Annotated in this window: 18 protein-coding genes; all 18 read left to right on the top strand. The window is 41.0% G+C overall.

The features are described 5' to 3' along the window. Nucleotides 1–146: 146 nt before the first annotated feature. The 18 genes from GPDM_RS14705 to GPDM_RS14620 all read left to right on the top strand — a co-directional run bounded on the left by GPDM_RS14705 (nt 147) and on the right by GPDM_RS14620 (nt 22,100). Nucleotides 147–1,136, top strand: coding sequence for a LacI family DNA-binding transcriptional regulator (locus GPDM_RS14705; protein WP_008432593.1), 990 nt, complete (start codon nt 147–149; stop codon nt 1,134–1,136). Between the two features lie 111 nt (nt 1,137–1,247). Beyond that, the gene (locus tag GPDM_RS14700; protein ID WP_008432592.1) at nt 1,248–3,068 is read left to right on the top strand and encodes a beta-glucoside-specific PTS transporter subunit IIABC; all 1,821 of its coding nucleotides are present in this window, start codon (nt 1,248–1,250) and stop codon (nt 3,066–3,068) included. 169 nt (nt 3,069–3,237) lie between these two features. Then, on the top strand, nt 3,238–4,707 hold the full coding sequence (locus tag GPDM_RS14695; RefSeq protein WP_008432590.1) for a glycoside hydrolase family 32 protein: 1,470 nt from the start codon (nt 3,238–3,240) through the stop codon (nt 4,705–4,707). A 32-nt stretch (nt 4,708–4,739) separates the two neighbouring features. Continuing rightward, nucleotides 4,740–5,705: a carbohydrate kinase family protein gene (locus tag GPDM_RS14690; protein ID WP_008432588.1), complete on the top strand. Its 966-nt coding sequence runs from the start codon at nt 4,740–4,742 to the stop codon at nt 5,703–5,705. A 290-nt stretch (nt 5,706–5,995) separates the two neighbouring features. Next, nucleotides 5,996–6,763, top strand: a complete 768-nt coding sequence (locus GPDM_RS14685; RefSeq protein WP_202795736.1) for an NAD(P)H-binding protein — start codon at nt 5,996–5,998, stop codon at nt 6,761–6,763. 243 nt (nt 6,764–7,006) lie between these two features. Next, nucleotides 7,007–8,182, top strand: coding sequence for a M20 metallopeptidase family protein (locus GPDM_RS14680; protein ID WP_008432584.1), 1,176 nt, complete (start codon nt 7,007–7,009; stop codon nt 8,180–8,182). Between the two features lie 11 nt (nt 8,183–8,193). Beyond that, nucleotides 8,194–9,510, top strand: coding sequence for an amidohydrolase (locus tag GPDM_RS14675; RefSeq protein ID WP_008432581.1), 1,317 nt, complete (start codon nt 8,194–8,196; stop codon nt 9,508–9,510). Further along, nucleotides 9,503–10,741: a M20 family metallo-hydrolase gene (locus tag GPDM_RS14670; RefSeq protein ID WP_008432579.1), complete on the top strand. Its 1,239-nt coding sequence runs from the start codon at nt 9,503–9,505 to the stop codon at nt 10,739–10,741. Before GPDM_RS14675 ends, GPDM_RS14670 begins: the two co-directional genes overlap by 8 nt. Beyond that, nucleotides 10,738–12,057 carry a helix-turn-helix domain-containing protein gene (locus GPDM_RS14665; RefSeq protein ID WP_008432577.1) on the top strand — a complete coding sequence of 440 codons (1,320 nt, stop codon included), beginning with the start codon at nt 10,738–10,740 and terminating at the stop codon, nt 12,055–12,057. The genes GPDM_RS14670 and GPDM_RS14665 overlap by 4 nt, the downstream gene beginning before the upstream one ends. Nucleotides 12,058–12,073: 16 nt before the next feature. Then, complete coding sequence (locus tag GPDM_RS14660) at nt 12,074–13,588, top strand: AbgT family transporter (protein WP_008432575.1); 1,515 nt, start codon at nt 12,074–12,076, stop codon at nt 13,586–13,588. Between the two features lie 229 nt (nt 13,589–13,817). After that, nucleotides 13,818–14,339: a DUF421 domain-containing protein gene (locus tag GPDM_RS14655; protein WP_008432573.1), complete on the top strand. Its 522-nt coding sequence runs from the start codon at nt 13,818–13,820 to the stop codon at nt 14,337–14,339. Nucleotides 14,340–14,441: 102 nt separating this feature from the next. Beyond that, complete coding sequence (locus GPDM_RS14650; RefSeq protein ID WP_008432570.1) at nt 14,442–15,119, top strand: type 1 glutamine amidotransferase domain-containing protein; 678 nt, start codon at nt 14,442–14,444, stop codon at nt 15,117–15,119. A 3-nt stretch (nt 15,120–15,122) separates the two neighbouring features. Further along, nucleotides 15,123–15,407 carry a putative quinol monooxygenase gene (locus tag GPDM_RS14645; protein WP_008432568.1) on the top strand — a complete coding sequence of 95 codons (285 nt, stop codon included), beginning with the start codon at nt 15,123–15,125 and terminating at the stop codon, nt 15,405–15,407. A 231-nt stretch (nt 15,408–15,638) separates the two neighbouring features. Further along, the gene (locus GPDM_RS14640) at nt 15,639–16,643 is read left to right on the top strand and encodes a LacI family DNA-binding transcriptional regulator (RefSeq protein ID WP_008432566.1); all 1,005 of its coding nucleotides are present in this window, start codon (nt 15,639–15,641) and stop codon (nt 16,641–16,643) included. Nucleotides 16,644–16,770: 127 nt separating this feature from the next. Further along, complete coding sequence (locus GPDM_RS14635; RefSeq protein WP_008432564.1) at nt 16,771–18,168, top strand: hypothetical protein; 1,398 nt, start codon at nt 16,771–16,773, stop codon at nt 18,166–18,168. Between the two features lie 17 nt (nt 18,169–18,185). Continuing rightward, nucleotides 18,186–19,607, top strand: coding sequence for an aldehyde dehydrogenase family protein (locus GPDM_RS14630; RefSeq protein WP_008432562.1), 1,422 nt, complete (start codon nt 18,186–18,188; stop codon nt 19,605–19,607). A gap of 44 nt (nt 19,608–19,651) precedes the next feature. Then, entirely contained in the window at nt 19,652–20,827 is a 1,176-nt protein-coding gene (locus GPDM_RS14625) for an iron-containing alcohol dehydrogenase (RefSeq protein WP_008432560.1), read from the top strand. Between the two features lie 193 nt (nt 20,828–21,020). Beyond that, a complete protein-coding gene (locus GPDM_RS14620) occupies nt 21,021–22,100 on the top strand; it encodes a hypothetical protein (protein WP_008432559.1) in 1,080 nt (359 codons plus the stop codon). The last annotated feature ends 216 nt before the right edge of the window (nt 22,101–22,316 follow it).

Below are 22,316 nucleotides of genomic sequence, written 5' to 3'. Positions count from 1 at the left end.
TTATGGATACAATTCTATAATTTATGTGGATCCGAAACAGGAGGGATTAGGTAGCGAGCATTAATGCTTTCTACCTTTCTTTCTGGTTTCATGTTATTTTGGTATATACTAAAGGTACAAATTTTACTTCTTTTGGAGTTGGAATCATGAAAACAATTGCGGATATAGCTCAATTAGCGGGTGTAGCAAAAAGCACCGTGTCGCGGTATCTTAATGGCGGTTCGATTAGCGTGGCCACCAAAAGAAAAATCGAGCGAATTATACATGAAACAGGATATACGCCCAATAACTTTGCCCAAAGTTTAAAAGCCAAAAAACCAAACATTATTGGAACGATTGTGCCACGCCTCGATTCGTTTGCTTCTTCTCAAGTTTTGATGGGGATTGACGAGCAACTAAGAGATTTGAATTATCAAATGTTGATTGCGAATACCAGTCAAGATTTGGTACGGGAAATTGAAAGTATTTATAGTTTGTACAACCAAAAAGTTGCCGGGATTATTTTACTGGCCACTCAAATTTCAGAGGCACACTTAAAAGCATTTGAAGAAACAAATTTACCCGTGATTCTAGTCGGCCAACAACACGATCAACTGTACAGTTTAATCCATGACGATGATTCGGCCGGCTATGATTTAGGGAAATACGTGTTGAAAAATGGTCATCGAAAAATTGCTTATTTAGGTGTGACTGAAAAAGATATTGCTGTAGGCGTACGAAGAAAAGAAGGGTTTAAAAGAGCTATTAGTGAAGACGATAGTTGTGAAGTGAATTATTATGAAACCAGTTTTAAAATGGAAAATGCGGTTGAAGTGACATCTTCCATCATTGAGAGTTTTGATCCTTCTATTATCGTATGTGCTACAGATAATATTGCTTTAGGGGCGTTAAAAGCAGCCCATTTAAAAGAGATTGACGTTCCGTCTAGTTTATCAATTGCCGGATTTGGCGGGTATGATGTAACTGGAATTATCCATCCTGGCTTAACAACAGTTAAGTTTCATTATGAAAAAGTAGGGAGAATGGCAGCTACTAGTTTAGTGGCCTTATTGAACGGCGGCGAAATTCCACGCTCTCAATTGTCTGATTATCAGATAATTGAGCGAGAAAGCGTTGACAATAAATTAAAGCGGTAATATAATCAGTGAATGGAATCGGTTTTATTGGAATAAAAATGGAACCGGTTTTATAATAGCTTGAAATGGAACCGGTTCCAAAAAACTGAATCGAAGAGGAGAGATGGGGAAATGAGTTATAAAAAGTTGGCGGAAGACATTATTCGTTTGGTTGGGGGAAAAGAAAATGTATCAAGCGTTGCACATTGTGCGACTCGGTTAAGGTTCAATTTAAAAGACAACAAAAAAGCCGATAAAAAAGAATTGGAAAAACTGGCGATTTTAAAAGTTGTTGAAAGTGGCGGACAATATCAAGTTGTCATCGGCCCGCAAGTTTCAAGCGTGTTTAGTGAAATTATGAAAATCGGTAATTTCGGAGCGGATTCAGATGCTACGGAAGAGACAAAAGAAAAAGGCCGGTTGTCTTCAAGAATTTTTAATACGATATCAGGCACTTTTACGCCGTTAATCCCTGTCATCTGTGGTTCTGGTTTATTGAAAGCGCTTATAATTGTTCTGGTTATGCTGGACTGGTTGTCAGCTGAAAGTGGAACGTATTCTATTTTATCTGCTGCTGCGAATGCCGTATTTTACTTTTTACCAATTTTGATAGCGGTAACATTGGCTTTAAAGCTTCGTGTGAGTCCGTACATTTCAGCCGTTATAGCAGCTGCTTTACTAGAGCCAAACTTTACGAGTTTATCGGAAGCAGGAGATATTAGTTCGTTTGTTGGCATACCAGTAGTATTGATCAATTATTCCTCAACTGTACTTCCTGTGTTTGTTGCTGTTAGTATTTATTCACTATTAGAAAGAGTTCTTAAAAAAGCATTTCACGTTCAGTTACACATGATTATTATTCCGATGGTATCTTTACTCGTGATGGTGCCATTAACAGTGTTGATTTTTGGACCTTTCGGTATTTATGTAGGAGATGCGATTTTACAAGCTACCGTTTTTGTTTTAGATAAGAGTGCTATTTTAACAGGACTTTTACTCGGAGCGGGTTGGGTATTTATCGTAATTTTAGGGCTTCACTGGGCAATTATCCCACTGATGCTATCGAATATTACAACTACCGGCAGTGATGCGCTATTAGGAATTGTTATGGGAACGGTTTGGGTTGCAGGTGGAGCAGCACTAGGCGTCTTCTTAAAAACAAAAGACAAAAACCTAAAAGCGATTGCGGGTGCTGCTTTAATCCCGAGTGTGCTATCCGGAATTACAGAACCGGTTATATACGGTCTATTTTTCCGCTATAAGCGCGTATTCGTTATCGCTGTTATCATGGGCGGACTGGCGAGTGCACTTGCTGGAGGGCTAGGAGTCGAAGCTACACAATTAGCTGGTGGCGTTTTTACAATCCCAACATTTCTACCGGTCATTGGCTATGTGATTGTTATTGCTTTTTCGATCTTAGGTACGGCACTAGCAGTGTTGTTATTAGGATATGAAAGCAAAGAAGCCAAAACGATCGAATCGGGTGAGTTGCTTATCGAAGGACAAAATATCGTAAGTCCATTAACTGGCAAAGTAAAAGCTTTGAGCGAAGTAAATGATCCTGTGTTCTCAACTGAAACAATGGGCAAAGGAATCGCGATTGAACCGACAATTGGCGCAGCATTTTCGCCAGTAAACGGCGTCGTTACCGCTCTTTTTCCAACGCGTCATGCAATTGGCATTACTTCCGATACGGGCGTAGAGATGTTAATCCACATTGGGTTGAATACGGTAGAATTACAAGGGAAATATTTCGAAGCGAAAGTTAAACAAGGAGACAGAGTCAAACAAGGAGATGAACTGGTAACGTTTGATTTGGAAAAAATCAAAGAAGAAGGCTACGATCTTACAACGCCAGTCATTATTACCAACTCAAGTCTTTACAAAGAAATCATTCAAACAGACAATAAAGTTGTCGAAAAAAATGATGTGTTATTGAGTGTATCGGTTTAATCTCAAGACTTAGAGCAGTTAATGTTGGTTTAAATAGCGTAAACTAGTATTATAGCAAGGAATGTTTTACGCCCTCTTGCGGAACCGGTTCCGCAAGAGGGGTCTTTATCAATTTATACTAAAAATTTTTAGTAAATCGGAATGGTGTTGCTAAAAGGAGCTTACCAAAATGAAATTACAAAAAGTAAAAAAATATACCCGAATAGAAGAAGTCAGCCAGCAAGAAATTGATTTGCTAGTTTCAAGAGTCAATAATTGTTCGTGGCGTCAAACTTTCCATATTCAACCGGTTTCAGGTTTGTTAAATGATCCGAATGGCTTTTGTTTTTACGCGGGGGAATATCATTTGTTTTATCAATGGCATCCGTTAGGTCCGTTTCACGGACTAAAATATTGGTACCATACCAAGTCAAAAGACTTGGTAAACTGGGAAAATGTCGGGATCGCGATTGAACCAAACAGTTATTTTGATAGTCACGGCGTTTATTCAGGTAGTGCCATTGAGCATGACGGAAAACTGTATTTGTTTTACACAGGTAACACGCGGGATGAAAAGTTAGATAGACACCCTCATCAATGCATCGCCGTGATGGATAACGAGGGCACGATTTTAAAGTTGAACGAGTCTGTTTTTGACCATGTACCTGAAGGCTATACAGAGCATTTTCGTGATCCTAAAGTATGGAAAGAAGGAGAACAATTTTACGCTGTGATTGGCGCGCAAACAACAGATCAAACAGGATGTGTGGGGTTATTAAGTTCGCCTGACTTATTTGAATGGAAGTTTGAAGGTGAAGTCCAAACCCAATTGGGCGATTTCGGATTTATGTGGGAATGCCCAGATTACTTTGTACTGGGTGATCAAGGGGTGTTGATCTTATCACCGCAAGGAGTCCTACCAGAAGGCGATCGTTACCAAAACATATATCAAGCTGGGTATGTGCTAGGAGAAGAAATCGATTTACAAAAGAAAGAAATGACTCATGGAAATTTTGAGGAGCTTGATAGAGGATTTGATTTTTATGCACCTCAAACGATGGAAGATCCTAACGGTAGACGTATTTTAGTCGGGTGGATGGGGTTACCAGAAGTAGAGTATCCGAGTGACGTGAACGGATGGGCGCACTGTTTGACAGTTCCGAGAGAATTAACGGTTCGAAACGGTAAGCTGCGCCAAACACCAATTCCAGAACTCGAATCTCTTCGTAAAACAAAAGCAGAAGTGTCAGGCTTCATAACAAATGAAGTGAAAACCTATGATAAGTTTTCTGGTGCTGCTTATGAATTAGTTTGTGAATTTGAACGGCAAGACGCTGCGATTTATGGCGTTGAATTCCGAGCAAGTGGTGAAGAAAAAACAGTCATCCAATACGATGCGACGCAAGAGAAAGTGATACTAGATCGTACGGCGTCCGGTGAAGAAGTAGCGATCGCGTATGGCACAGAAAGAAAATATCAACTCGATGGAGAAAAAATAAAATTCCACTTGTTTGTAGATTCTTCGTCCGTAGAGATCTTTGTAAATGATGGAGAAGCCGTATTTACTTCCCGAATTTTCCCTTCTGCAGAAAGTAAGGAAATTCGCTTTTTTGCAACAAATGGATCGGTAAATTTCAAAGCAGTAAAGTGGGATTATTGAAAAGATCATATTTAGAGAAAGAGGTGTGTGGAGTGGGGAATCTACTTTCAATTGGCGAGTTATTAATCGATTTTATCCCCCAACAAAAAGGATTAGCATTAAAAGATGTGACCTCTTTTGAACGGGTTCCGGGCGGTGCGCCTGCAAACGTTGCCGTCGCTGTAGCGAAGTTTGGGGGCAGTGCTTCACTGATTACTAAATTAGGACAAGATGCGTTTGGCGATTTTCTGTTGGAGCAACTTACAGTGGCTGGTGTTCAAGTCGGTAAAATTTCAAGAACACGACAAGCACCTACTGGATTAGCCTTCGTGTCTTTACGTGAAGACGGGGAACGTGATTTTTCATTTTACCGAAACCCTTCTGCCGATTTACTGCTGACTGCTTCAGAAATAAAGGGCGAATGGTTCAATCACGGCGACATTTTGCACTTTTGCTCTGTAGACTTAGTTGAAAGTCCAATGAAACAAGCGCATGTCGAAGCCATTCGATTAGCGAAAGCTTATAGTGGTGTCGTTAGTTTTGATCCCAATGTGCGCTTGCCTCTTTGGGAAGATGCAGAAGAGTGCAGAAACACGATTTTGAAATTTATCCCGCTGTCTCACATCGTTAAAGTTTCTGATGAAGAACTGGAGTTTATTACGGGAATAGCGGATGAACAAAAAGCGATTGCGTCGTTGTTTACAGGAGACGTAAAAGTTGTCGTGTTTACAAAAGGTGCAAACGGTGCCGATGTCTATGTGCAAAACAACCACTATTCATCTGAAGGATATGGTGTGAAAGTAGAAGACACCACAGGAGCGGGAGACGCATTTATTGGCGGATTTCTGTATCAATTACTAAATAAGGGTGCGACTCAAGACAATTTAGAAGAGCTTGTAGCAGAGCATGTTAAAGAAATTCTCGCTTTTGCCAATGCTAGCGGTGCGTTAACGACCACGGGGAAAGGCGCGATTTCGTCTATTCCTTCTAGAGAGCAAGTATTGCAATTAATCGGATAGGGAGTCGGTCGAATAATTGATGTTGTCCATTTTATCCCCATAAAAAAGAAGCTCTGCGCAATAGCGGAGCTTCTTTTTTATTCTAGTCTATACTCCTAATTACTAATTACGGAGAATACGCTTTTTGCTTCTCAATCATTTATACTTGAGTTGAAAGTAACGAACGACTGTATAAGCAAAAAAGAGATATGGGGGACAAGTGGATGAAAATAGCAGTAACGGCTGCAAATGGTAAGTTGGGTGAAGCAATAGTAGATGCAACAGTCTCGCTGCTGTCATAAGATGAAGTTATTGGACTAGCGAGAACACCTGAAAAAGCAGCACATTTAGGTATTGAAGTGCGACCAGGCGATTACGAGGATCAACTAGCATTAGAGAAATCACTGGAAGGAATAGATGTATTGTTACTCATTTCCGGTATGGATGCACCTGACAAACGTATACCCCAACATCGCAATGTTATTAAAGCGGCTAAAAACAGCGGAGTAAAGAAAATTGTCTACACCAGCATACAAGGAGCAGAAGAAGGCACAGCGTTTTCGCCGATTGTTCAAAGTAATCGACAAACCGAACAAGATGTAATCGATAGCGGACTAGACTGGGTGATTGGACGTAATGGTATTTACATCGAGCCCGATGTGGAATACATTGACTCTTATATCCAAGAAGGTGGCATTCGAAATTGCGCAGGCGATAGCAAATGTGGCTACACGACAAGAGCGGAACTGGCTTATGCTTACGCAAAAATGCTGATAGAAGATCAGCACAATTCGAAAATATACAACCTTCACGGTGAAGCCATTACGCAGTACGAGTTAGCGGACTACTTGGGCAATGCGTTTGATGCGGATTTAACTTATACAGCTATTAGTGTAGAGAAATTTAAAGAAGAACGAATCGCTGAGTTAGGTGAATTTATCGGCACAGTCGTAACCGGAATCTATCAAGGCATTAAAGACGGCAAGTCGAATAACCCAAGCCATTATGTTGAAGCTACAGGGAGAGCCCATCAATCTTGGGAAGATTATTTCGAAAGTGTTAGTCCAAAGAGCAAGTGATGACGTGAAGTAAATTGGTTTGATAATGCATATGCAAAACTAGCGTAATTTTTAAATTTAACACCAGAAAAATTTTTCACACCACCAAAAGCAGCTCCGCGTAACAGCGGAGCTGCTTTTTTATTGAAATTATATTCAGAACAATCAAAATTAAAGTGGCGCTGTATTAGTGAAATAGTGTACACTCTTTATTAACGGAATGATTAAGGTCTATTTCCTTAAATAGAAAAGCAGGTGACATTGTTGAAAAAGCAAACACAAGAGTTGTTCGAAGAGATTCGCGCATTTAGACGGGATCTTCATGAGAACCCTGAATTGAGTGGCGAAGAAACGGAAACTTCTCGAAAAATACAAGCGAAACTTGATGAATATGGTATCTCATATTCTACGGGATATGCAAAAACAGGTGTCCTTGGTGTGATCCAAGGCGATAAGCCAGGAAAAACGGTTGGATTGCGTGCCGATATCGATGCCTTACCGATTTTAGAAAAAGCAGATGTGCCGTTCAAGTCTAAAGTCGATGGCAAAATGCATGCATGCGGGCATGATGCGCATACGGCCATGTTGCTCGGAGTCGGAAAATTACTGCAAGACCAGAAAGCCGATATTGCTGGAACCGTGTTATTAATTTTTCAGCCGGCTGAAGAAAATGCACCAACAGGTGGTTCGGAGCAAATGATGGCAGATGGTGTTTTTGATACGTATCAACCGGATGTTTTAATCGCGCAACATGTTTGGCCAGGTCTACCGGCTGGGCAAGTTGGTGTCATAGACGGAGCCATCATGGGGAACTCTGACCGTTTCCAAGTGACAATCTACGGAGCAGGGGGCCACGCATCGATGCCTCATCAAACCGTCGATGCGATTATTATCGCCAACCAAGTCATGTCTGCCATCCAAACGATTGTTAGCCGGAACGCGAACCCGATGGATTCAGGTGTAATCACAATTGGGAAAATTGCAGGAGGCTATCGTTACAATGTCGTAGCGGACACGGTAGTGCTCGAAGGAACGATTCGTTCTCTTTCAGACGATACCAAGAAACTTTTGAAAAAACGTTTCCATGAAGTGGTTCAAGGAGCTGCGGAAATGATGGGCGGTTCTTGTGAAATCGACTATTCGGATGGTTACCCAGCAACGATTAATACAAAGCGTTGGGCTGAAGTAGTTCGGAAATCGGCAAAACATCAATTAGGTGATGTTGGTACACCAGAAGTAATCGGCAGTATGGCTGGAGAAGATTTTGGACGTTTCTTGAAAAAGTATGAAGGGGTTTATTACTGGTTAGGCACTTCGGTCGGAGAACATCAAAAACCGCTCCACGACCCTGGCTTTATGATCGATGAACAAGCTTTGTCGATTGGGACAGAGTTGATGGCCCAAGCAGCGCTTGACGTGCTAGCCGAATTGAACAAATAGGAGGAACAGAAATGGCAAATTCCATTGAACAATTCATGGAAGAGATTGAGCCGTATGTGATTGAACAACGACGCGAGCGACATCAGTATCCTGAAATCGGCTTTGCGGAATACGTAACCACTTATGAGTTGAGCGAAGAATTAGCTGGAAAAGGATTTTTACTTTTTTATGGAACAGACTTTTTAACAAGCTCAGAACGCATGGGTGTACCGTGTGATCCAATGCTCGCGGAAAATGAACAGCGAGCGCTTCAAAAAGGCGTGCCGCCTGAGTTTCTTGAAAAGATGAAAGGTGGACATACTGGATTTGCAGCTGTACTTGACACAGGAAGACCAGGCCCGAACTTTGCTTATCGCTTTGATATAGACGCATTGCCAATAGAAGAAGCAGAATGCACTGATCATGTGCCAGCACAACAAGAGTTTCGTTCTCAAATTGCAGGAATGATGCATGCTTGCGGTCACGATGGTCACGCGGCAATTGGACTCGGACTCGCGAATTATTTGGCGAAGAAAAAAGACAGCTTAAATGGCAAGTACACAATTTTGTTCCAACCTGCAGAAGAAGGTGGACGCGGTGCAAAAGCAATTGTTGATAAAGGGTGGCTTGATGACATTGATTACTTTATGAGCGGTCATGTCGGGATTCACAATTTAACGTCAGGAACAGTTGCAGCGACCACATCAAAATTTTTGGCCAGTTCCAAAATCAATGCGAAGTTCATTGGCAAGTCGGCACATTCTGGACTAGAGCCCAATGAAGGACGCAACGCGTTGCTCGCTGCCGCATCAGCTGCATTGCATCTACATAGCATTGCCAACCATAAAGACGGAATCACTCGTATCAATGTCGGCACTTTGCATGCAGGAGCCGGACGCAATGTTATCGCAGACAAAGCGTTGATGGAAATCGAAACGCGCGGTGAGACCAATAAGTTGGATGCTTACATGCAAGAAAATGCAACGCGGATTTTACAGGCGAGTGCTGCATTATACGATGTCGAGCTAGAACTTGAACACATGGGAAGATCGGTTTCGACAGCTGCGGATCACGAATTCGCGAAAGTTGTAGAACGAGCATGTGCATTGTCAACAAGCTTAAAGATTGTTCCGCATTTGGAAGTGGGAGCTTCAGAAGATGTTACATACATGATCGAGCGCGTCCGTGCACAAGGCGGAAAAGCAACATTTATGATTTTTGCAAGTCCGTTACCTGCCGGTCATCATCATCCTTGTTTCGATTATGAGGAACAGGCGTTACTGGCTGGATTGGAAACGATAATACGAACAACGGATTATTTGCTAAAGGAGGACGGGTTACGTGCTTAGCTGGTTAGTTGAACATTTACAGCGGATGAATATGACTAATGCATTGATTAGAACAGAAGGGTTTACGCGAGAAGGCTATACACCTGAAGAAACAAGCGCCATGGAAGTTTTTAAAGACATCGCGAAAGAGTTAGGCTTGGCTGTAAAAGTAGACGCGGCAGGAAATATGATTGCGCGGTGGGAAGTTCCAGGTGGCGAAAATGCGGCGGTAGCGACCGGCTCTCATCTTGATACGGTGCCAAACGGTGGCGCATTTGACGGAGGAGCGGGCGTTGTATGTGGCCTCGGCGCAGTTAAATTGCTAAAAGAAGCCGATTATCAACCAAAACGACCGATTGAAGTCATTTGTTTCCGTTCGGAGGAATCTTCGCGGTTCGGTGTCTCGACAATTGGCAGTAAAGCGATGAGTGGATTATTGGATCATTCTATTGGAACGCTTGTCGACCAACACGGCACGACACTGGCGGAAGCTGTTAAAAGCCAAGGCTTTAACTGGGAAGAGTTGGCCAAAGCGAAACGTTCAAAAGAGGAACTAAAAAGCTTTGTCGAACTGCATATCGAACAAGGAATGCATATAAACGACCATGAAAAAAATTACGGCATTGTTAAAGGTGTGGCTTGTCCGATTCGCTTAGCCGTTACGTTTAATGGCAAAGCAGGACATACAGGTACGACGCCGATGGACCGCAGACAAGATGCTTTAGCGGCAGCGGCTCCTTTTATTTCATTTGTTCAAGATACAGCTCTTCAACTCAATGATGTGTATGAGAAACCGCTAGTGGCGACAGTTAGTACCTTGACGTCCTCTCCAAACTCGATGAATGTAATTCCGCAAACGGTAACTGCTGGAGTAGACATCCGTAGTGTTGATGATGGGTTAAAAAAGAAAATGGCAGAAGCGATTCGGATTGAAGCAAACCGTATTGAACAAGCGACCGGCGTAGCTATCTCTATTGAAGTATTAGTCGATAATCCATCTGTTTTGCTTGATGAAAAGATAGCTCGGCAGTTAGTTGATGCGGGTGACCAAGAAGCTTATTTAGCACATCACATGGATAGCGGCGCGGGACATGATGTCATGAATATGGCGCAAGTATGGCCGAGTGGATTGCTGTTTATCCCTTGTAAAGACGGCTTGAGTCATCATCCAGATGAATATGCAACAGCGGAAGATTTGAAAATGGGCTCAGAACTTTTAGCCCGTTATTTGATGGAGGCAACGACGCTATGACAGAAATCGTGAAAGTCGGATTAATCGGACCAAAAGACTCGGTTAACGAAACGATGAAAGCGGCCGGCAGTTTAGACGGCATCGAACTGATTCCGTTCATTTACGAACAGACCGAAGAAACAAAAGAAATTATCAATGAAAATTCAGCCCGTATTGGCCATTGGCTTTTTTCGGGTCCGGCGCCTTATCATTTTGCATTAAAAGAACAGTTAATCGATGCCGACCACGCAGATTATATTTTGCTGCATGGGTCGAGTTTACTCGGGACGATGCTGGACGCCATTATGCAAGAAGGTGTGGTGTTGTCGAGCATTAGCCTCGATTCGGTTCCACGCGGAGAAGTGTTGAAAATGTTGAAAGACTTTGATTTGGAAAAGGTGAAAATTCACACCGCTCCAGAACTCGGTTATATTCCTGCTGAAGAATTGGTCGATTACCACGAGGCACTTTATCGTTCAGGTGAAATACAGGCAGCGCTAACTTGTGTTCATAGTACGTATAATGCCTTAAAAGAAAGAGGCGTGCCGGTTTATCGGATTTGTGTATCGGAACTGGCAGCGCACCGAGCAATTTCAGTTATTAAAGAAAGGAGCTTGTCGGATCTTTACCGGATGAAGCAATTAGCAATGATTGGCATCGAAATCATTTACCCAAGCCAAGCGCAACAGCGCAAGACACCGTTCAAAATAGAACGGCAGGAGCTCGCCACGAATCGCGTGCTTATCGATTTTGCTGAAGAAGTAAAAGGCTCGAAAGTGAGCATGGGGAATGGCATTTATTTCATCTATACAACAAGAGGTGAACTAGAGCTATACGGTAAATTCCACCACTTGAAAGAGTTGCAAGAAGAAATTTTTGCCAACAGCAATATGCACGTCCGCATTGGTGTGGGATACGGCAGAACAGTTACAGACTCCGAACAAAACGTCAGATTGGCATTGGATTATACCCGAGAAAAAGAGAACGGTGTTGTTATCAATATTGACGAAGGCGGAAAAGTGACGGAGATCAATTCCCTAGGAAATGAGCTCAGCTATAGCCGGCGCAGCAGTGAAGCAAAATGGCAAGAAGCGCTAAAAGACGCAGCGATTAGTCAAACCGTTGTCGCCCGTATTGAATCGCTATCTCACCATTACGCAAAAGAAGAAATCACGGCACTGGAATTATCGCAGTGGATGAACAGCACCGAACGCAATGCACGCAGAATTTTGACCGAACTTGAAAGTGTTGGCGTAGCAGAAGTTTCAGGAGAAGAATCTGGCCGAAGAGGACGTCCGCGGAAATTGTACCGTTTACTATTTGGTTCAGAGAACTAAACGAGGAGGAATGGGAATGACATCACCGACAGAAGAACAAGGCAAAAAAGGGTTTTTGAACTTTATTGAGAAATGGGGCAATCGCTTACCCGATCCATTCTTTATCTTTGTATATTTAGCAGTGTTTGTTGTCTTACTCTCATGGTTAGTTAGTTCGCTTGGTGCCACCGTAATCCACCCAGGAACCGGTGAAGAAATGGCGATTCGAAGCATTGTCTCAGGAGAAGGAATTCGTTATATTCTCGCAGAAACCATCAATAACTTCACCGGCTTTGCGCCACTTGGTCTGGTGCTTGTAATGATGCTCGGTATTGGTTTAGCTGAACGTGTTGGCTTAATGGAAACGGCTATTAAGAAATCGATCTTAAATGCACCAAAATCATTGATTACATACGCGGTGATCTTTACCGGGATTATGGGTAACTTGGCATCGGATGCCGCATTTATCTTAGTTCCACCGCTTGCTGCGATGGTCTTTGTCTCGGTAGGTAGACATCCGCTCGCCGGTCTTGCAGCTGGATTTGCTGGAACGGGCGCTGGATTTACAGCAAACATATTGATCACAGGAACAGATGCATTGCTATCCGGGATTTCAACGGAAGCGGCGAAAACGATTGATGAGACGTTTATCGTTACACCAGTCGATAACTGGTACTTCATGAGTGCTTCGGTTATTATCATGGCGATTGTTGGCGCAATTATCACAGAAAAATTAATCGAACCGCGCCTTGGTAAGTATACAGGCAGAATAGATAAATCGTTCGAACCTGTAACAAAGCAAGAAAACAAAGGGTTACGCAACGCCTTAATCGCGGCAGCTGTCTATATTGGCTTGATCGCATTGTTAGTGTTCTTCCCAGGTTCTCCTGTTCGAAATGAAGATGGCGGCATCATTCCGTCACCGTTCTTATCCGGAATTGTTCCAATCATTCTTTTCTTCTTCATCACGGTTGCTGTCGCATACGGCGTCACAGTGAAGAAAATTACGGAATCAAAAGACATCCCTGCTTATATGGCGGATGCTATTAAAGACATGTCGGGTTATATCGTTCTTATTTTTGCGGCAGCTCAGTTTATCAGTTATTTCAACTGGAGTAATCTTGGCATTTGGTTGGCTGTTAACAGTGCAGAATTCCTGACAAGTATAAATATGACAGGATTGCCGGTCATGGTCGCATTCAGTATTCTTGCTGCATTATTGAACTTGTTAATCTTCAGTGGTTCTGCGCAGTGGGCGTTAATGGCACCAATCTTTATCCCGATGTTCATGCTGCTTGATTACCACCCAGCATTTGTTCAATTGGCGTTCCGTATTGCCGATTCTTCAACGAATATCATCACGCCACTTAATCCGTATATTTTAATCGTTCTCGCCTTTATGCGCGAATACGATAAAAAAGCGGGACTTGGTACATTGATTTCATTGATGTTGCCATACAGCCTGATTTTCTTCGGCGTGTGGGTTATCATGATGATCATCTTCGCATTGACTGGGCTTCCAATCGGACCTGGTATTAGCTTGCGGATGTAAACTATTTATTAATCAAAACTGCACCACCCTTGTTAGTTGTGTCTAACAAGGGTGGTGCAGTTTTTTTGTTGTGAAAAAATCGCGCTGGCCGCTTTGGGCATGGCTCACACCCAAAGATAAGAAGAGCACCAGTTTAGATGTCATATGACCTTCGTTTCAATCCACGTATCAACGGGTAAATTTTGAGTGAAATCTTATATTTAAACCTGTTCGGAGAGGGAGTGAAAAGATGCTGGATACTATCTTCTTTGATGGATGGAAGAGTCTTTTGCGTGTGGCGATTATGTGCTTGTTGGCATATCCTTTCCTGATCTTGCTGCTTCGTTTGTTTGGAAAACGGTCGCTTGCAAAAGTAAATATGTTTGATTTCATCATAACGGTCACATATGGTGCAACTTTGTCGAGCATTATCACAAGCGAAAAAGTTTCTTTTGCTGACGGTGCGGTAGTGTTGATTATGTTGACATTGCTTCAGTATATAGTCACAAAACTAGCAGTAAAGTCGAGGAGGTTTTCAGATTTTATCAAAGCAACACCGACATTTTTGTACTACGAAGATGCATTAAATGAAAAAATGTTATTGAAAGAACACTTACGGGAAGAGGATTTGAGAGCGAGATTGCGTCAAGAGGGTCTAAGTTCTTTTGAAGCAGTAGAAGCAATTGTTCTTGAGGGAGACGGCTCAATATCTGTTATCAAAAAAGAATCGGTGAAGTCGAAGAGTGCGTTAGAAGGCATATCGCGAAAATAGAGGGGGTCTTAAAATTGTCCCTCTAGTCAGTTTGTTTAAATGCAAAACATTCGGGAACAACTAGTATTAGGATGATTTATCAATCAGAGGAGGAAACAAAACATGGCAAAAGTATTAGCAGTATTATCAAGTGGACACAAAGATACAGAAAATAATTACGAAACTGGCTGGTGGGCTGAAGAGTTATTTGCTCCGAAAGAAATTTTGGAAAAAGCAGGACATCAAGTAGACCTAGCTTCACCACTAGGCGGCAAACCAACGCTCGATAAAATCAGCATCAGCGAAGATTACGATCCTGAAGGCAAATACAAAAAAATGTACGAATCAGGAATAGCGGATAACACAACAGCTCTTTCAGATGTAAATGCACAAGAGTACGACGTAGTATTTATCGTTGGAGGCCACGGGGCTATGTATGACTTGGCTGAAAGTCAAGAACTGCGCGACATCATTAACACCGTCTATGACAACGGAAATATCGTTTCAGCTGTATGTCACGGACCGGCTCCATTAATCTGGACAACACGTCCAGATGGTTTGAGCATCATTGATGGCTTAGACGTAACAGGTTATCCTGAAGCGGTTGAACCGGAAGGTCTTCCTGAAATTCTACCATTTAGCCTAGAAGGAAAAATGAACGAAGTCGCTAATTATAGTGCTGAAAACAAAGTAGTATGGGGCAACGAGCAATTAGTAACTGGGCGCGATCCGTTTTCTGCTGAAGAGTTAGCAGACGAATTGGTTAAAGCGTTAGATAAAAGAAACAACAAGGACAACTAAGCAATGGAATCAATCGTCATTACTGCGATTCTAAAGCCAAAAGAAAACATGGAAGATCAATTATTGACGGAATTGAACAAAGTTCTAGAAGCTTCCCGAGCAGAAGCGGGTTGCGTAAACTATGTTCTCCATCAATCAATTGAAGACGACACGTTTGTCCTTCACGAAGAGTGGAAAGACAAAGACGCGTTAGAGAGTCATGTCGCGTCTAGTCATTACCAAGAATACCGGACTAACACGGCGGACTTGGTTGAAAGACGCGAAGTTTTTAAGTTAAAGACCGTCTAAACGATTCATAAAATTTCATAATTACTAAATGCAGCACTTTGTGATGATCTATCGCAAAGTGCTGCATTTTTTTAGCTCTAGTAAAGCAATAGCTATGAGTATACATAGAACAAAAATTAGAAAAAGAAAATTCGATTTAAGTTGAAAATCTCTTAGAAATCAACTAGCTTTAAGTAATACATATAAAGTAAGAGTTAGGTAGAATTTGTAGAGGAAGGTCGGAGAATCAAAATGGTATCGTCAAAAGATGTGGCAAAATATGCAGGTGTTTCACAAACGACCGTATCACGCGTCGTAAATACACCTCATTTAGTAAAAGAGCCGACATATAGAAAAGTAATGGCTGCAATCGATGAATTGAATTATATTCCAGACGGCAATGCGAGATCTCTTGTACAAAAAAAGAGCGATACGATTGCGCTTATTTCAGGGCCTTTGTACAATCCGTTTTTTGTTGAAACGACAACATCAATTGTTAACTATGCAAATGAAAATGGATTTAAAATAAATGTTCATTTTTCTAATGACGAAAATATAGAGGAGATTTATAACGCTATTTTTGAAAAGAAAGTGGATGGCATTATTTTGTCATCGGTTTTATTGGAAGATCCAGTGTTTGAGAAGTTAGAGAAATCAGGAATTCCATTTATTCTGTACAATAGAAAACACGAAAATAACAAAAATTTTGTGGAAATGGATAACGAGCAGGCAGGCTATTTGGCGACAGATTATTTGTTTTCACTTAATCATAAAGAGATTTGCTGGATTGGTGGACCGACAGAGATGAGCACTTTTAAAGGTCGTTATGATGGGTTTTTGAAAGCATTTCAACAAAATAACGCCGCGATAAATCCAGAAAAGATATTCATTGGGAAGACAAGTAAAGAAAATTTGTATCAAACTTTTTTGAAGGTAGAAGAGCTTTCAGAAAAGCCTACGGCAATTTGCGCGGCAACCGATGCCATCGCCATACAAATGATGGATTTTTATATTTCTGCAGGTTATAAGGTGCCAGAAGACATTAGCATAATTGGAATTGATAACGTGAAAATTGGACAACATGCTTCGATTAATCTAACGACCGTTGGTATTTCTTCACCTATCGATCTAGGTAGAATTGCGATTGAAAAGTTAATTAAGATGATTCAACAACAAAATAAACCTTGTGTTCAAATAACAGAAGCTGTTAGACTATTTGAAAGAAAGACAATAATTAAAAAGAAGAAGGAGGCATAAGTTCTTTTTTTTAGTTAAATGGTTACGTAACCATTTTTTTAATCATAAATGGTTACGCTTCCATTTTTGACAAGGAATCCAGGGGATTTGTAAAGAACGCTACTAACAAAGAGATAGGGGATATGTTATGAAATGGAAAAATCGAAAGTTTGGTGAAGAATCGCCGTATATTCCAGCTGGTCCTTTTAAAATTCGTTTGCCGTTTATTCATTACCGATTCGAATGGCCAGATTATGTACAAGGCTTGTTGATGTGTGCAGTTGATTTGGCAGCCATTCCGTTATTGATAGAATTACTTGGAATGTCGTTTGAAGTTGCATTAGCGATTGTCATGTTAAATGGCGTCTTTTATTTATTGCATCATCTTCTAGGAGATCCGACAATACCGGGATGGATTACACCAGCCATTCCACTCATTATGCTGTATTGTCTTCAATTTCCAGAAGGTCCAGAAAGGGTACATGCTTTAATCGCATTTCAATTGACCTTAGGGTTGTTTGCCATTTTCTTAGGATCTACCGGATTAGCTTCTAAAGTAGTATCAAGTATTCCGTCTGCGATTAGATCAGGCATTATATTAGGTGCTGGTTTTGCGGCAGTTGCTTCTATTTTCGAAGTAGGAGGTCGTTTTGAAACGTATCCTTGGACGATTTCGATTGCTGTAGGCATCGGTTTTTATTTACTTTTCTCTAAACATTTTACCAAGCTGAAACTAACGAATAATTTATGGGGAACAATCGGCAAGCTCGGTATTTTCCCAATCATTATTATCGCAATTGTTATTGCACCACTGTTTGGTGAAGCTCCTTGGCCAACAATTGAGTGGGGAATTAGCTCTCCCGATTTCATCGGTTTGTGGACGGGTTACACGGTTTTCGGCTTAGGCTTCCCACCATTAATGCTGTTTATAACAGGCATTCCAACTGTGTTTGCAGCGTATATCGTATTGTTTGGTGACGTTTTGCAAACAAAGGCTTTAGTAAAAGAAGCAGATTTATCTCGTGATGACGAAAAAATTGATTACAATGCGAATCGTGCGCATTTGATTTTTGGAACAAGAAACTCTGCAATGAGTATCCTTGGACCCGATGTTACGATGGCAGGTCCGCTATGGGCTGCTATGCAAGTGGTACTGGTTCAACGATTTAAAGACGGAAGAAAAGCGATGGATTCCTTTATTGGTGGTGCTGGTTCATTCCGTTGGGGAACTAATACCGGCTTACTATTATTACCGATTGTAAGTTTAGTTCAACCAATTCTAGGTGTAGCACTTGCTTTAACACTTCTGATTCAAGGCTATGTCAGTGTGAAAGTTGGTATTTTAGAAGCAAGAAGCCAAAGTGACTTAGGAATCGCAGGAATTATTGGAGCGGTTTTAGTCATCAAAGGAGCAGCTTGGGCTTTCGCGATAGGGATCGTCTTATGTTTATTGATCTACGGAAAAGACTTCTTTAAGAATGAATCAGACAAAACATTTACGAAAGATGTACCTTTACAAGTTAAAGAAGAAACTTCTGTTTTATAAAGGAAAGGATGTACCGCATGAAAAAGAATCTTTACATTGATAAGCAATGGGTAGAGACTACTGACTATGTTGAGCTGTTTTCACCGTATTCAAATGAAAAAATTGGAGACATTCCAAAAGCGTCAAAAGAAGATGTAGAAAAGGCTATTGATGCTGCCACAAATTCTAGTGAAGAAATGACAAATTTGACGGCGTATCAACGGGCAGAAATTCTTGAACAATTGGTTGCATTATTTATCGAACATAGAGAAAGAGCAGCAAAACTTATTTCACTAGAATCCGCAAAGCCACTAAAGTATGCGCTAGGCGAAGTGGATCGCACAATTGAAACGTATAAATTTGCAGCAGAAGAAGCAAAGCGCTTAACTGGCGAAATGGTTCCAATGGATGCAGCAAAAGGCGGAAGCAATCGCTTAGCCTATACATTACGAGAACCGATAGGTGTTGTAGCTGCCATAACACCGTTTAACTTTCCACAAAATCTAGTAGCACATAAAATCGGACCGGCTATTGCTTCAGGAAATACAGTAGTTTTAAAACCTGCTTCTCAAACCCCATTATCTGCTTTTCTACTGGCAGAATTATTGGACCAAACAGATTTACCAAAAGGTGCTTTTAATTTGGTGACAGGCAGTGGGAAAACGGTTGGGGACGTTTTAGTTGAAAGTGAAAAAGTAAAAATGATTACTTTTACAGGGAGCCCAGCTGTCGGTAAAGGCATTCGAGACAAAGCTGGATTGAAAAAAGTAGCGTTAGAACTGGGTTCAAATTCAGGGCTTATTATTGATGAAGGTGTAGACATGGATGTGGTGATTGAAAAGGTTGTCATTGGATCTTTTTCAAACCAAGGACAAGTATGCATTTCGTTGCAGCGGATTTATATAATGGAAAGTTTAATCGAAGAGTTTCTTACTCGTTTTAAAGAAGCGACGGCAAAACTGAAAGTTGGAGATCCACTGGATCCGACAACAGAAATTTCAGCTATGATTTCTAAAGAAGAGCAACAACGAGCTGAAACGTGGGTACAAGAAGCTGTTGCTGAAGGAGCGAAGTTAGTCATTGGAGGAAAAGTTGAAGATGAAGTATTCCAACCGACTATCCTTACCCAAGTCGCTGCCGATTCGAAAGTTTCTTGCCAAGAAGTGTTTGCGCCTATTGTAATCGTCAACTCAATCCAATCAGTTGAGCAAGGCATAAGTGAAATCAACAACTCTGATTACGGTTTACAAGCGGGTATTTTCACCAATGATATTAAGACCGCGTTCAATGCATCTAAAAAGCTGCAAGTTGGCGGCGTACTTATCAACGATATTCCGACATTCCGAGTGGACCAAATGCCGTATGGTGGAGTAAAAGAAAGCGGCAATGGTAAAGAAGGACTGAAGTATACGATTGAGGAAATGACTGAAATGAAACTCGTCATTTGGAATCAATCTTAAAAAGCCCTTTTTGTATGTATGATATTTGATAAGGAGTGTTTACAGTGTCAAACAAAATAACGTTTGTGCCGATCAGTTATACAGGTTGGAATTCATTAGAGCATTTGGTAAGTGAGGTAGAACGCTTAAATGCCAGCAATATTTTAATAGTGACAGATCCACTTCTAGAAGAATTGGGGATGACCAATAAAATTATTGAACCGCTTCAAGCGCAAGGGTGGAAAACAAGTGTTTATACAGAAGTGGTTCCGGAGCCTCCATTAGAAGTAGGAGAGAAACTAGTCGCTTTCACGAGAGAACATAAATTTGATCTAGTAATTGGGTTAGGCGGAGGGAGTGCACTCGACTTAGCTAAATTGGCCGGAGTTCTCGCAACACATGAAGGGAAAGTTGCTGACTACTTGAACTTAACGGGGAGTCGTTCGTTAACTCATAAGGGCATACCAAAAATATTGATCCCTACAACATCTGGAACAGGTTCAGAAGTGACCAATATTTCGGTGCTGTCGTTGGAGTCCTCAAAAGATGTGGTAACGCATGACTATCTGTTACCAGATGTCGCCATAGTGGATCCAGCATTAACAACATCGTTGCCTCCAAAAGTAACGGCTGCTACAGGGATTGATGCGTTAACACATGCGATTGAAGCCTATGTTTCCAAGAATGCGAACCCAGTGACTGATGCACTTGCCTTGCAAGCAATCCGTTTAATTAGTGGCTCTATTCGAACGGCTGTAGCAGATGGAGAAAATAAAGAAGCGCGTATGGATATGAGCTATGGCAGTTATTTAGCTGGTTTATCATTTTTCAATGCGGGCGTAGCGGGCGTTCATGCGTTAGCGTATCCTTTAGGCGGGCAATTTCACATTTCACATGGCGAATCGAATGCTGTTCTATTACCGTACGTCATGGGCTATATTCGCCAAAGCTGTGAAAAAAGAATGAAAGATATTTTAGAAGCGATGGGCTTTAGTTCGAATCAGTTGTCTCAAGAAGAAGCTTCACTAAAGTGCATTGAAGAACTGAAAAAATTAGTAGCTGATGTCGGAATTCCATTGTCATTAAAGGAATTTGGCATTCAAGAAGACGTTTTGGATAGTCTTGCGGATGATGGCATTAAGCAAAAGAGAATTTTGGCAAGAAGTCCAATGCCATTGGAGAGAGAAGACATTTTCGCGATTTACCAAGCAGCTTATAAAGGCGAAGTTGTAGAAAAGTAAAGCTTGCGTATTAACTAAATTGAATGTAGTACATAAAACTTCTATTTCCTGAGAGTGAACATCTTGGGAAATAGAAGTTTTTTTAATTTCTAAATAGAAGCTTGCTTATTCTGAGATCCGAACGATATAAACATATGCTACTATATATGTAGTTGTATAATATATCCATTTCAGTAGAGGAAGGAAACCAACTATGGATTTTAAAACGAGAATTTTAGAAACTGTTATGGCAGCTGAATTAGAAATTAAGAAAGTAATAGCTGGATACGAAACAACGATTAAAAGTCAAAAAGAAGTAATAAAACGGCAAGAGGAAAAAATACAAGAGCTAAAAACAAAGTTGAAAAAACGTGAAGGGGAAAATCTGCAGCTTCAAGTACGTTTAGACTTAGAAGTATCTAAACAACAAAATAATCCTTTACCTAAACCTATAAAAAAAGTAGTTAAAGAAGAAGCGCGTGCTGATATAGCAGTTAATAAACCTGCTAAGGAAGATGAGTGGGAAAAGACCTTGTTACAAGTTAGAAATGAGCTGTCGGCAGCAACTGAAAAGAAAAAACGTGAAAAGACTTATTATGAGAATTCTACATCCGAAAACGAATCTGCTACAACTGACCTTACAGAATTAAATGACTCATTAAAACCTGCCATTTATCGTTACAAAATTAATGTTATCGACAACGCAGTTCTAGAGACATTCATAAGAAAATATAATTTAGTCGGACGAAAAGCTATTCTGCCATTATATGAAACGAAAAGCTCTCGTGAAATATATTTGTATACAGAAGTGGAAAATATTTTTGTTGATGTATTGCTTAAAGAAATTTATATGGTTAAAGAGCAATTTGAAAAGTTATCTGCAAGATATTCCCCACTAGTACTCAAGTATCGCCAAATTACGAATATCAAGAATGCTTCCCAAGAAAAGAAAAGTGCTGAAAAGACAGGTCAATGGAACTCAGTGGACACGAATTCGTCTGCATCACTTGCTTCTATTGAAGATTCGTTATTTAGTGAGCAAAGTGAATTGAATAAAATCGGTTATCGAATTAGTGGCTCTACAAGAGAAGAACGATGGGAAGCGATTAGAAGAGCGATTCCAGCAATAGGACTAAAAAAAGTAGTATACATTATTAGCGCAAATGTGAGGTTAAGAAAAAAACAAAAAAATGGGGAACAAAAATACCGACATGCGATTACAGAATGGGAATATGATCTCAGTCAAATTAAGACACGATATTATTATGGAGGTTTTAAGTGGCCAGAGACTTGAATAGCTTTTTCAGCATGTCGCAATCCATATCTCCAAAAAAAAACTCGGCACCCAAAGGTACCGAGTTTTCTTATTTTTACAAGCCTTCGTCAGAAGTTTCGTCGTTTGTATTATCGCGTTCTCCACGGTGCTCTTTAGCCCCACCGCGTTGTTTAGGAAGTTCGACATCAAGTGCTTCAAGCTGAGTCTGAGCTTCTTCTTTCGTCAACGTGCCGT

The sequence above is a fragment of the Planococcus donghaensis MPA1U2 genome, from assembly GCF_000189395.1.
Classification (GTDB): Bacteria; Bacillota; Bacilli; order Bacillales_A; family Planococcaceae; genus Planococcus; species Planococcus donghaensis_B.
Note: the sequence above shows the minus strand (reverse complement) of the source record. Positions and strands in the feature narration are given on the sequence as shown.